Source organism: Psychrobacter sp. PSP, from assembly GCF_024085615.1.
Classification (GTDB): Bacteria; Pseudomonadota; Gammaproteobacteria; order Pseudomonadales; family Moraxellaceae; genus Psychrobacter; species Psychrobacter pacificensis.
This window is the reverse complement of the sequence record NZ_JABLTF010000005.1, coordinates 172,241-185,394: the sequence shown is the minus strand read 5'-3', so window position 1 is coordinate 185,394 and position 13,154 is coordinate 172,241. Positions and strand designations below refer to the sequence as shown.

Below are 13,154 nucleotides of genomic sequence, written 5' to 3'. Positions count from 1 at the left end.
TATTTATTATTAATTTTTTCTCAAAACGCTATTCAAACAGCTAATCAGTAAATGCAGTCAACTCTTCAATCCCTACAATTTCATGTGCTTTAAAGGGATAACGATTCGCCATTACAATCCAATCAGATATTGATTTAAATATCAATTTTTTGCTTAGGCTATTTTCTATAGTAGCCAATTTAATCATCAAAATATCAATATCCATTGTCACTCGTCGCACTTGATTCGGCTTAGTCTGTCGACGTCTATTACAGTTCCCCTCAAGCGCTTTAAAGGTTTGCTGTAGTTGCTGCAAACTCATCGGTGTATTCAGTGCTAGATGGACACATTGATTGGTATAGTCAGGCTTTGGCTGTTCCAAGGTTGCAGTAAAATCAGGGTTTTGAAAAGCAGTAGACAATCGTATCTCACCCAGCGCTGCCAAACTCTCTCGAGCAATCGGTAGATATTTTTCGGCTTGATAGTTACTACCCAGCGCTAACACCACCTCTACCAAGGACTGCGCTTGCAGAATCTCAGGTGCGCATTTTGTTAGCGTTGCCATATTCAAATCCATCGACGTTTTATGCATCATCGGCTTGGCTGTCATTAACTTCTTTGGTAACGTCTTTAGTAGCTGGCTCATTGGTTAGCGCTGGCGCATAGCGTGTTATTTGTACCCCTACCGCATCTGCTTGAGCAATAGCAGTCGGCTTGGCAATACTTAACGTGATTTTTTGACAGTCATATTTTGCAAATAGCTTATCAGAGATCTGACCGGCCAAATGCTCAAGCAGCTTTGCCTGAATCTCTTTGCACCACACGCTCACATCATCGCAGACTTCTTTATAGCTCAGCGCATCGCTGACATCATCGGACACAGCAGCACGGCTAATATCCGTCTCAAGCGCGATATCGATCAGTAACGGCTGAGTAATGGCGCGCTCCCAATCAAACACACCAATGACCGCCTCAACCTTTAGACCTTTTACAAATACTACATCAGACTGAGTATGAAACATGCTTCCATCCTTGTTTGCTAATTTTTTGTGCGTATTTTTGATTTTTTAATTAACCGATTATAAATCCTCTTCACGGAGACGCTCAGCCTTTAACACTTTACTTGGACGATGTCGCCACAGATCAATGCTAAATAAGAGTAACCCTAACCAAATCAAACCAAATACTGCCAGACGATGTAGATCAAATGGTTCATTGTAATAAAATACCGCTAAGAAGAAAATAAAGGTCGGCGTCAGATAATTCATAAAGCTTAAGATACTATATGCCACAAGCTTGGTCGATTTATTAAATAATAACAGCGGTATCAACGTAATCGGGCCTGCGAGCATCAGTAGCCAAATGTTTGAGCTGAACCAAAAGCTTAGCTGATGGCTGACGACATCTGACTGCCAAAACCACCAAATACATAAGGGTACTAGCATGGCCGTTTCAACAAACATAGCATCGACAGCAGTCAATGGGGTTTGCCGCTGAATGGTGCCATAAGTACTAAAGCTGAATGCTAAAATCAATGATATCCACGGCAGACTACCAAGCATCACCACTTGAATGACCACAGACAGTAGTGCAAAGCCAATGGCTACCCATTGTAGCGTGCGCAGGCGCTCTTTGAATAAAATCATCGATAAGCCAACACCTACCAATGGCCCAATAAAGTATCCCAAACTGGCCTCAAGGATACGATCATGATTGACCGCCCATACATAGGTCAGCCAGTTGGTTGCGATAATTAACCCAGAGACGAGTGACAACGCGATCCATCTTGGGTTTTGTTTGAGCGTCTCTATCCACCCCCAACGCTTGGTCGCTACCAATACAATGAGTAGGCAAAAAAACGTCCAAACAATACGGTGCCCGATAATCTCTGTTGCATCATAATTGGATAATTGCTTAAAGTATAAAGGGAAACCACCCCAGATAAAAAAGGCACCAAGGGCAGTGATAATACCGCGTCTGGTTGTGGTAATCGGGGCAACAGGTTTTTTGACGACATTTTGGGTAGTCATAATACAGGACAACTTTTTAGAGCAAAGCGCACCCTCACCTAATTCTGATTATTATTATCAATTTAGTGGTGAAAGCGCAGGGTCACTACAGTGAAATTATAAGTTAAAAAGCAATATACTCATGCCAATAGTGACATGAGTACATTGCTAACGATATTAGATTGAGCTTTTTATGGATGCTTTACAGTACATGATTATAGGAAAATGTTGATCCACACTCACTCATTTATTCAGCATCAGTATCCACTTGAATAGACATACCGATTTGGTTAGCCAGCTCAGCAAAGCCTGGGAAGCTGGTATTGACCGTCTCAACCCCTTCAATGGTAATTTGCTCAGCAGCACGCAGACTCGCAACAGAGAAACTCATCGCAATACGGTGGTCATGATGCGAGACAATGTGACCACCACCAAAAACAGGCTGGCTATTATTTATATCGCCGTTCTCAGTAGCAGTGCCTTTGCCTTCAATAATCAGCCCATCATCAGTGACAGTACAATCGATGCCAAGCGTCTGTAAACCTTCAGCCATCACAGCAATACGATCCGACTCTTTGACGCGTAACTCTTTAGCACCAGTCAAGACGGTACGCCCTTTGGCACAGCTAGCCGCGACAAACAGTACAGGGAACTCATCAATTGCTAGTGGTACGAGATGCTCTGGTATCTCAATACCGACCAAGTTTGAGCTGCGAATCGTAATATCAGCCACCGGCTCGCCGCCAACATGGGCCTCATTGCTTAGGCTAATATCTGCATTCATTAATTTTAGAATATCAATAACGCCAGTACGCGTAGGATTGATACCGACTTGCGTCAAGGTCAACTCACTATTTTGGCTAATAGCAGCAGCCACCATAAAAAACGCCGCAGATGAGATATCAGCAGGAACCGCAATATCGCCACCTGTTAGTGTGCCGCCACCGGTGACACTGATACGGTTGCCTTCTACAATTACTGGATAACCAAAAGCGGATAGCATACGCTCGGTATGGTCACGGCTGATCTCAGGCTGAGTGACCGTTGTCGTACCCTCGGCCCATAGACCTGCTAGCAGCAAGCAAGATTTTACTTGTGCTGATGCCACTGGCATATCATATTCGGTGCCTTGCAATGGCTTACCAGCGGTATCACGACCCGTAATGCTAAGCGGTGCCGTACCACTATGACCTGTACTCTGGATGACGGCACCCATCGTGCGTAGCGGTGCAGCCACCCGCTCCATCGGGCGTTTGTTTAGGCTAGTATCACCTGTCAACACGCTATCAAATGATTGCGCTGCTAAGATACCAGATAGCAGACGCATGCTCGTGCCCGAGTTACCCATATACAAAGGCGTTTTGCTAGGCTTTAGGCCATTCATACCGACACCATGAATGGTCAAATTCCCATTATCAGGGCCTTCGATGGTCACACCCATATCACGGAATGCTTGCAGCGTTGCAAGGGCATCTTCCCCTTCCAAGAATCCAGTAACCTGGGTTACGCCTGTGGCAAGACTGCCAAGCATAATGCTGCGATGCGAGATAGATTTGTCACCAGGAATGGCAATGGTGCCAGAGACAGTATTGCTAGGGGTAATATTATAAGAAGCTGACATGGCAGAAGTATCCGTATAAGGGGTGCTGGCTAACATATGGCCAAAATGTCGCCGTGCGGCTTGCGCGCGGCCCAAAAGTCCCATCAGGGCGGTTGAATCTTTACCAATGATGAGCTGGCGCATGGTTTGCAGATAGACACCATACTCATCAAGGGCGCTCACAATGGCGCTTTGATTGGCAAAAAATATATCATGCCACATTTTAGGGTCGCTTGCGGCAATACGCGTAAAATCGCGGAACCCACCGGCAGCATAACGAAACATATCTAAATTATCATCGTGGCTTGCCAATTGCTCAACCAAGTTAAAGGCAAGCAGATGCGGCAAATGGCTGGTATGCGCCAATATACGATCATGGTGACCTGCATCCATCGATATGACATTTGCACCCACTGATTCCCACAATAGTCGCAACTTAGTAATCGCGACATTGCTTGTGGTAGCTAGCTCACAGATGATGACACTATGATTGACAAATAAACTGGCGCGTCTGGCATGATACCCTGAATTTTCGGCCCCAGCAATTGGATGCGCGGGCACTAGACCTACCGGCAACGAACCAAACACCGCTTTGGCCGCGTCAATGATATTGACTTTAGTACTACAGACATCGGTTAAGATACAGTCAGCGGCAAGCTGTCCGTTATCCATTGCCTGTTTGATATCTACAAACACTGCTTGTACTGCCTGTACAGGCACTGCAATGATGATTAAATCACTACCGCTTATGACGTCTTGTAGGTTTGCACTACCAGCATCAAGCAGACCATGCTCGATAGCTTCTGTAATACTTGGTGCATGCCTATCGACTGCGACCAGTCGCTCACTTAAGCCATTATCTTTAATAGCTTGCGCGAAGCTAGCACCAATGAGCCCAAGTCCAATCACACAAACTTGTTCGAATATAGGTCGATGCATATTTAAAGGGGGCTGAAGATTGTTTTTTTTCTGACGACTCACGGCTTTTCTCGTTGAACGCGCTCGGATAAATTTCGGTAAATCCCAGCGTTATATAAGTTAATGGCTAGTTGAGATCACTTCTTACTAAATAATACCTTTGATCAAAACATATCGATGGATGTGATGAGAACATGTCCCTATTTTAAAAATGGTGATAAACGTTTGAATTGGGGACATGCTCTAGTCTTCACTGAGAATAGAACGCAAAGTATCAATCAAACGTAAATTGTCCTCAGCCACACCTACCGTAATGCGTAACCAGTTTGGCAGCCCATAAGCGCCCAATGGCCGAACAATAACGCCTTGCTCAAGAAGTGCTTGATGGATTGAAGCGGCAGTTATATCTTCCATCTCAACCTGCACTTCAACCATAATGAAATTGGCATGCGACTTCACAAAACCCAACCCCAATGTATCAAACTGCTTTTCTAACCAACGCATTTGCTCATCATTCATCTGGCGCGTTTTTTCGATAAAATCTTGATCAGCAAGTGCTGCAGCGGCAGCAGCTAGGCCTACACGGCTGACATTGAATGGCTGACGAATTCGGTTCAATAACTCTGCAACAGCTACTGAGCTTAAGGCATAGCCCACACGTAAACCTGCCAGCCCATAAGCTTTAGAAAACGTACGCACAATGATGACATTATCAAACTCATCTAACAATGCGCGGTTGTTACTCTCAGGGCTATACTCGATATAAGCTTCATCCAATACAACCAAGACTGAGCTTGGCACACTGGCAACGAACTGGCGCAGCTCTTTTTGCTCTAACTGCGTACCCGTTGGATTGTTGGGATTGGCAATAAAGACGATTTTGGTATTGGGATTATCTTGTACCGCTTGGCTCATGGCTTTTAGGTCATGACCAAACCGATGAGCAGGCACCTCAACATCCATCGCGCCTTGCATCTTTGCCAGCATAGAGTAGACCACAAACGCATACTGACTATAGACGATAGCATCATCAGCACCCACAAAACTACGTGCCAAAATATCGAGCAAATCATCAGAGCCATTGCCAAGCGTGATCTGCTCGACCTTGACATCATTAAAGTCAGCCAACGCTTGCTTCAGATAATAACCATTGCCATCAGGATAACGTGATAATTGACCCAGTTGCTCAGTGATGGCTAGTGTCACTCGCGGTGAGCACCCCATCGGGTTCTCATTGCTGGCCAGCTTCACCACATCTGAGACACCATATTCGCGCGTCAGCTCTTCAATTGGTTTACCTGTCTGATAAGGTGCCAACGTCAGAATACTGTCATAAGCTGGCGTTAATGGCGATAGGTTTGATGCTGTCAATTGATCAGGCTGCATGGTTTATCCTTGGAGGTTATCACTAAATGCGATCGCCCATCTATTAGGTGTCAATCTCGATAGATAAACAAGCTAATAGATGAGCCAATATATCTCTACAATACTGCTTTTGGATACGAGCCTAAGATGCGCAGATCTTTTACCAATGGGCGAATATCGTTGATAGCGGCGCTAACATTTGGATCATTGATATGACCGTTCATATCAATAAAGAACACATATGCCCACTTATTAGGACGCTCAGGACGTGTCTCGATACTGGTCATCGAGACGCCGTGATATGATAACGGTTTCAAGATTTCGATCAATGCACCAGCTCTGTCATGGGCTGAGACCACGATGGAGGTTTTGTCTTGACCAGAAGGCGCAATGGCCTCATGTCCGATGATAAGGAAACGGGTGGTGTTGCTTGGATTGTCTTCAATGTTTGAGTAAAGCTTATGCAAGCCGTACTCTGCAACCGCAACGTCGCCAGCGATTGCTGCTGAATGCCATTCGTTTTTGAGGCGACGCGCCGCTTCACCATTGCTTGATACCGCAACGCGCTCCACATTAGGGAAATTCACATCTAGCCAATGACGACACTGCGCCAATGACTGCTGGTGCGAATAAATACGGCTCAAACCATCAAGCTTAGTATGCTCAGCGACCAAGAAGTTTTGATGAATCGGTAGTTCAACTTCACCAATGATTTTTAGACTAGAAGATAAGAATCCGTCCAAAGTATGATTGACCACCCCTTCTGAAGAGTTTTCGACAGGGACAACGCCATACATCGCCGTGCCCGCTTCAACCTCACGGAATACATCGGTAATGGTCGTCATTGGCACGGTATCAGCAGCTTTACCAAAATGCTTTAATGCAGCGGCATGGGTAAAGGTGCCAACTGGTCCTAAGAAAGCAATACGCTGCGGCGCTTCTAAGTCTAAACATACCGACATAATCTCACGGAACAAACGTGCCATCTTTTCGTCAGCGATTGGACCCGTATTGCGCTCCATGACCGCTTTTAGCACCTGTGCTTCACGCTCAGGACGATAAAAGATAGGGTCACTACTGTCATCAGCGGCCGTGTGGTTTTTCTTTACCGCTGCTACTTGTTGCGCCAGCTTGGCACGATTATTGATGAGTGTTTGAATCTCGCAGTCGACCGCATCAATGTTTTGGCGAATATTATCTAAAAATTCTTTTTCAGTTGCGGTGCCGCTAGCGCCTGCGGCGGTTTGATTTAGATTATCCATGGTTTGTTCTGGTGACTGCTCGCTCATTACCGCCCATCCTTTTTAGATTTTATCACTGTTAGGTATTATTAATATTTAGATATGAATATCTGCTAAATTTTACTGTGTTTTTTAAATGCTTCGACTATCTCTATATACCGATAGTGCTTGAGAGTGTCATTATGAAGTCATTGGTAAATAGCGGTCAATGACCAAAACTATTTTAACCATCATCCAAAAACAGTCTATCAGAAATATCGCACGTCATTGGCGTTCTCTGGTATTACTGCTATATTGGTCGCCAAGTACAGCAGACCAGCGGATGACCGGCTCTACTATAGCAAAAACTCAGGTCAGTGCCCATTCGTAAATAGTGATAAGCCAGCAAATTATTATTAGGGCGTATTGAACATTCGCAAATAGGCACTGCTGATCGCTAAAATTGTTCCAGACAAGGCACAAAGCGACGATAATGCAGATGCCTTAGCGAGATTTGTGACGCAGTATGGGGCAATTTTAGCATCAGCCCCAACGATAAAAGCAGGGGACAGGACTCTTTTTTGCCGCTTCATCGTTAAAAATAAGCGCTTAGAATGACTAAACTTATTATTTTTAACATCGAATCGCCTAAAAAATAGTCGCTGTCAGTGCCATGGTCGAATGTTCAACACGCCCTAATATTATCACAGTTAAGTGATATGACAGTGGCGCATAGCACAACTATGAGCAAACACACGTAGAAAACTGTGTTACAGTTTCCATTCAGCTCCCTACCCTGCGATATATAAGAGGAGCACCCTATCATTAATAAGAAAAAGGATATCTGATGAGCGCATTACAACAATTACGTACCATGACGACCATTGTCGCTGATACTGGCGACCTTGCTGCTATTGCCCGACTAAAACCTATCGATGCGACCACCAATCCAAGCCTCATCACCAAAGCCCTCATTCATCCTGATAACCAAGGTATGCTATCAGAAACCATGAGCCGCCATAATGGCGATGTCGATGCAGTGATTGACGCCCTGACCATTCAAGTTGGTTGTGATATTTTGGCGCTTATTGAAGGGCGCGTTTCTACCGAAGTCGATGCGCGTTTGTCTTATGATACTGGGGCGACGATCGATAAGGCCCTTGAGTTTATGGACGCTTATCAAAAAGCTGGTATCGACTCAGAGCGAGTATTGATCAAAATGGCAGCAACTTGGCAGGGCATTGAAGCGGCGCGTTATCTTGAAACTCAAGGCATCCACTGCAATTTGACCCTACTATTTGGTCAGCATCAAGCAATCGCCTGCGCAGATGCGGGCGTGACGCTCATCTCTCCTTTTGTAGGGCGTATTTTAGATTGGCAAAAACGTCAACAAAACCGCCAAAATGTACCAGCTTCTGAGGATATGGGCGTACAATCTGTCAAACTTATTTACCAATACTACAAGCAGCATGGCTATCATACGCAAGTCATGGGGGCGAGTTTCCGCTCAACTGAGCAGATATTGGCACTTGCAGGTTGCGATTTGTTGACCATTGCGCCCAACCTAATCGATGAGCTGGCAGCCATGGATATTGATGTGCCTCGTCAGTTATCGCCGAGCATGTCCATGGACATGCAAGCGATGAGCCAAGTGAGCTTGACGCATGAAGAGTTTAGCGCGGCCTATCAGCAAGACACAGTCACACAAGACCTATTACCAAAAGGTATTGATGGTTTTATTGGGGCACGTGATGAGCTGGCAAAGACATTAGCGGCTCTGCGCGGGCAATAAAGTAGACACAGCCAATACTCATAACGCACAAAAGATATTTGCCTGCCCACAGTAAGTTGGCTATCATGAGCGACTTCAGATAACAAGAAGCAAGGCTTAAGTATGAAACGGCTATCAATGTTATTGGCAGGCAGTGTTTTAGTGACCAGCGCCCATGCGGTCAATTGGGTCGAGGTGACCGAGAGCGACTCTGGATCGACGTTTAGTTTAGATGTAGACTCTATCGAACACTCTGACATCAACATCATAGACGAAAAAGACGTCGAAAATATCACTGTCTCTTTGCTAAGAACCTATCCTACGCAAAAAGATAAGAGCACAGTGAAAGAAAAACCCATCCATCATAGCGATCAGCAATTACTGATTTCTTGTAAAGATTTCAGTTACTATAAAAGAGCTTACGTCGATTATAGCGCTGATAATAAAGTCATTAAGTCGTGGCAATCAGAAAAGCCTATACTGACTACCAAAGACTTTAAGATAACCACACCAAAGACGGTTGGTCGCACGCTGATCGAGTACGCCTGTAAAAGCTATGAGCAAAACAAATCGTAATATCATTAGACTCACCACAAAAAAAGCGCCCTGATGATTTTCAGGGCGCTTTTTTATACTCTATAAACTCTCTTGAACAATCAGACTTACGCTTTTAATACCGTATAGACAGGTACTGGGAACTCGCCATGTAGCTCAACCAAATCTAATAAAACTAATGCGCCGACCACAGTATGATCGGCTGACTGGCATAACTCATAAGCGGTCGTCAATGTGCCTCCAGTCGCCAAGATATCATCGACCAGTAATACACGTTCAGGTGGCAAATTATTTTGCATCTCAAGCGTGTCTTTGCCATACTCAAGCGCATATGCTTTATTAGCGACAGGTGGTGGCAGTTTACCTGGTTTGCGGAGCAAGATCATACCCTTACCCAATCTTCCTGCCAGCATACTGGCAAATACAAACCCGCGCGCCTCAACAGCTCCTAAGCAATCCACCTCATCCATTAGTCCCTCTGGCAACGCGGCAAGCAGCGCATCAATGACAGCATCAATATGACTGCGCAGTAACGGAGTAATATCATAAAAATCAATGCCGACTTTTGGAAAGTCTGGTACTGTGCGAATAATCTGCCAAAACGGATGATCTGTATTGAGCATTGGAGTCGTCTCATTTTCGGTAGTGGCAGATGTGGCGGCGTTAATACTCATGAAAACCCTTAGCTTGTATATGTTATATGGCTTGGACAATAGTTAGACACTGATAGATCAGCAGGCAATTATGGCTGACAGTGTCAATTTAGCGGCCGTTATTATAGCATGATTGGCTTTTTTGTGGCGGCTTATAGCCCAAGATCGTACTTCGCTTCGGTACAATGGTACAGATGATGGACTTGATAAAAGCCAATTTCATCTCAATATACAAGTGTAAACTTAACTATGAAAATAACGGTTATATGCTAAACTACGTGCGCTTTTACCGTCTAATATAATGACTGTAATACGAAATATAAGCGTTTATGACGCACTGTGACACTGGTAATGATCGATAGGACTATTTATGAAACGTTATGAATGTATTGTCTGCGGCTGGATCTATGACGAAGCGCTTGGCTGCCCTGAAGAAGGTATTGCCCCTGGCACCAAATGGGAAGACATCCCTGATGACTGGACCTGCCCTGAGTGCGGTGTCGGCAAGCTTGATTTTGAGATGCTTGAGCTGTAGTAGATGACCCTCTAATTAGGACACTTCATGACAACATCAAATGACATTAATAGTGCCAAATTGCCGGAAACGTCAGATACCAGTTTAGACAATACTCTAGACTTTTACCCTACTCCTGAATGGCAACGGTTTGGGGAACATCAGTGGCGCGACTCCGATCTTAGCCAACACCTTCATCAAGCGATGATTGATATTGGTGATGGTATAGAGTTGTGTGTCGAAGCGGGTGGCAACCCTAATAATCCGCCCCTACTGATGATCATGGGACTGGGTTCGCAAATGATATTTTGGCCAGACAATTTTATTAAGCGCTTTATTGATGCTGGTTTTTTTGTGATCCGTTTTGACAATCGTGATATTGGCCTGTCTTCTAAAGTACAGATCGAGGGCCTACCGCGTATCAACCAGCTCAAAATGATGGTACGCCTACAAACGGGGCTATCGAACAAAAGCACTCAGGTGGCTTATAACTTGACTGACATGGCAGAAGACACCGCCCGGTTGATCAAGGCGCTCAAGCTTGGCAAAACGCATCTGCTTGGTGCCTCTATGGGCGGGATGATTGCTCAAATTGTGGCGGCACGTTATCCAAGCTTGGTGCAGCGTATGGCGCTTATGTTTACCACGACCAATCGAGCATTTTTAAAACCGCCAAGACCTAAGCAGCTATACACCCTTATCAATCGTCCAGAGAGCCACTCTGAGCGTGATATCGTACGCCATAGTGTCTGGTTTATGAAAACGGTTGGCACACCAGGTCACGTCAATGTGCGCATGGTGCGTGAAATTGCCAAAATCCGCTATCAACGCAATTTTCACCCACTCGGTACGGTGCAGCAGCTCAATGCTATCTTGGCATCAGGCTCTATCAGCCGCTTTAGTAAGCAAGTCAAAGCACCAACGATTGTCTTACATGGTAGCGCTGACGGACTACTACCGGCGTCACAAGGTCGAGTGGTGGCAAAAACCATTCCTAATGCCAAGTTTCATTTAATCGAAGGTATGGCGCATGATATTCCAGAATATTATCAGCCTTATATGGTCGATTTGATTAGCAATCATTTGTTAGAAAAATAGCTATTCGCCTATAGTCACACTAGCCATAAAAAAGAGTGTAAACCCTATCGATAACGAATAGGGTTTACACTCTTTTTCGTTGTATACCAATTATAGATTATGGATATAACGCTAATCGCAGCTGACACCTGTGCCTTCTTTATTGATGCACATTTTATTGCCGTTTTTTAAATTGCCGATCCATGCCTTACCACCTGTAAATACAAATGAGGGTTGACCCTTATAATTATCATCAGTTAATACCCCATCACTAGTGAAGCGAAAAGGAATCACTAGCTCACCGCCCAGATTGACAAAGCCCCACTCCTCTCCGATACGAACGCCCGCGAATCCTTCAGAGAATGGACGGACTTCATCGAACGAATAGGTAATCATCGTGACGTCGTTGTCGTCAACGAAGCCCCACTTTCCATCTTGCTGACGTGATTGTAATGTCGTAAAACGTGTAGGTGCAGGTTGTCTTGATTGTGATGACGTATTGTTAGTAGAAGCTGTGGATTTTTTAGCCGATTGACTATTATCCTGAGCATTTGGATCACGCGTTGCATTACCATTTTTATCTAACCAACTTATCGCACTGTTTTTACGGACGCGCGCTCTCCCATTACGATAATCATCGATCTCGTCAATCGATGCTGAAAACGAGACAACCGTGCTGTTGGAGGTATTGATAACACCGTAGTTACCATCTTTTTTTACGACGATACGTCCTTCAGATACTGGACGCGCCCACCCTTGATTTCCTGTGAGCATATCGTACATTGCAGGCACGACTTCGCGTCCCTGCATATTGAGATAACCGACCCGACTGTTGCGCAATACAGGTAGTAGCCCGCCCGATATCTTGTCGGCATCGACTTTCTGATAGCGTGATAAATCAACGACCCTTTTACCTTTGCTGTCAATCAGAGCGACTGGCGCACCAAAATCTTTGATTGCTAAAAAATAGCCGCTAGTAGACGTACAAGAGACGTTTTTATAGTAGCTTTTGGGGAGCTTGCAACTGGCCGCTTGGGCGCTAGGCATTACAAAAAATGCACTAGAGACGATACCTATCGCAAAGCCAAATTGCGATATTTTTAGAGGCAAACAAGAGGTCACATTTGGTTGTATTTTTGACATAAAATGTCGGAGCATAAGCAAACCTAGGCAAATAATATAGATTGTTTGATATAGCGGTTGATGACTGGTGATTTTATGAGTACTAGACTAACAAATTGCAATATCAGAGCCAATATCATTCCTGTAAGGATGTGACTCGATTATATAAGCGCTGTTGTACAAGCATTATTGTGTGAGTAAGGTCACAAGATGGTTCTACTGCCTACGAGACTTTTTCTTACTATTTGGTTTAATAAATTATCCATAGCAACGATCTATCTAATAACCAGAATAAATTTTGGTTTTGCCATTTCATTTTTTGCTTAAAACCACGACAATAGGGCTTTGGCTAACCCTCACATTGGTCTAGG

The 13,154-nt window shown here is 44.6% G+C and carries 12 protein-coding genes; 4 read left to right on the top strand and 8 right to left on the bottom strand.

Annotation, left to right across the window (positions count from 1 at the left end; all coding sequences use genetic code 11):
- Window positions 1-40 precede the first annotated feature (40 nt).
- From HL061_RS00835 to pheA, 6 genes are all read right to left on the bottom strand, one after another.
- Window positions 41-544, bottom strand: coding sequence for a 2-amino-4-hydroxy-6-hydroxymethyldihydropteridine diphosphokinase (locus HL061_RS00835; RefSeq protein ID WP_228724592.1), 504 nt, complete (start codon window positions 542-544; stop codon window positions 41-43).
- A 19-nt stretch (window positions 545-563) separates the two neighbouring features.
- The gene (folB, locus tag HL061_RS00830; RefSeq protein ID WP_186474603.1) at window positions 564-1,001 is read right to left on the bottom strand and encodes a dihydroneopterin aldolase; all 438 of its coding nucleotides are present in this window, start codon (window positions 999-1,001) and stop codon (window positions 564-566) included.
- A 57-nt stretch (window positions 1,002-1,058) separates the two neighbouring features.
- On the bottom strand, window positions 1,059-2,009 hold the full coding sequence (gene rarD / locus HL061_RS00825; protein ID WP_186474605.1) for an EamA family transporter RarD: 951 nt from the start codon (window positions 2,007-2,009) through the stop codon (window positions 1,059-1,061).
- Between the two features lie 226 nt (window positions 2,010-2,235).
- On the bottom strand, window positions 2,236-4,527 hold the full coding sequence (locus tag HL061_RS00820; protein ID WP_252962431.1) for a bifunctional prephenate dehydrogenase/3-phosphoshikimate 1-carboxyvinyltransferase: 2,292 nt from the start codon (window positions 4,525-4,527) through the stop codon (window positions 2,236-2,238).
- A gap of 222 nt (window positions 4,528-4,749) precedes the next feature.
- Window positions 4,750-5,892 carry a histidinol-phosphate transaminase gene (hisC, locus tag HL061_RS00815; protein ID WP_252962408.1) on the bottom strand — a complete coding sequence of 381 codons (1,143 nt, stop codon included), beginning with the start codon at window positions 5,890-5,892 and terminating at the stop codon, window positions 4,750-4,752.
- 95 nt (window positions 5,893-5,987) lie between these two features.
- On the bottom strand, window positions 5,988-7,160 hold the full coding sequence (gene pheA / locus HL061_RS00810; protein WP_186474609.1) for a prephenate dehydratase: 1,173 nt from the start codon (window positions 7,158-7,160) through the stop codon (window positions 5,988-5,990).
- A 778-nt stretch (window positions 7,161-7,938) separates the two neighbouring features.
- On the opposite strand from pheA, the gene HL061_RS00805 reads away from it, so the two are divergent.
- On the top strand, window positions 7,939-8,883 hold the full coding sequence (locus HL061_RS00805) for a transaldolase (protein WP_212563578.1): 945 nt from the start codon (window positions 7,939-7,941) through the stop codon (window positions 8,881-8,883).
- Between the two features lie 102 nt (window positions 8,884-8,985).
- On the top strand, window positions 8,986-9,438 hold the full coding sequence (locus HL061_RS00800) for a surface-adhesin E family protein (protein ID WP_212563579.1): 453 nt from the start codon (window positions 8,986-8,988) through the stop codon (window positions 9,436-9,438).
- Window positions 9,439-9,524: 86 nt separating this feature from the next.
- Here the strand turns inward: HL061_RS00800 and HL061_RS00795 are convergent, their stop codons facing one another.
- Window positions 9,525-10,040: an adenine phosphoribosyltransferase gene (locus HL061_RS00795; RefSeq protein WP_071003591.1), complete on the bottom strand. Its 516-nt coding sequence runs from the start codon at window positions 10,038-10,040 to the stop codon at window positions 9,525-9,527.
- Window positions 10,041-10,440: 400 nt separating this feature from the next.
- Here HL061_RS00795 and HL061_RS00790 point away from each other — a divergent pair, with 400 nt between their 5' ends.
- Both HL061_RS00790 and HL061_RS00785 read left to right on the top strand, forming a co-directional pair.
- A complete protein-coding gene (locus HL061_RS00790; protein ID WP_057759803.1) occupies window positions 10,441-10,605 on the top strand; it encodes a rubredoxin in 165 nt (54 codons plus the stop codon).
- A 27-nt stretch (window positions 10,606-10,632) separates the two neighbouring features.
- Window positions 10,633-11,682: an alpha/beta hydrolase gene (locus HL061_RS00785; protein WP_186474614.1), complete on the top strand. Its 1,050-nt coding sequence runs from the start codon at window positions 10,633-10,635 to the stop codon at window positions 11,680-11,682.
- Between the two features lie 111 nt (window positions 11,683-11,793).
- Here HL061_RS00785 and HL061_RS00780 read toward each other — a convergent pair whose 3' ends face one another.
- Complete coding sequence (locus HL061_RS00780; protein ID WP_252962407.1) at window positions 11,794-12,804, bottom strand: WG repeat-containing protein; 1,011 nt, start codon at window positions 12,802-12,804, stop codon at window positions 11,794-11,796.
- Window positions 12,805-13,154 lie beyond the last annotated feature (350 nt).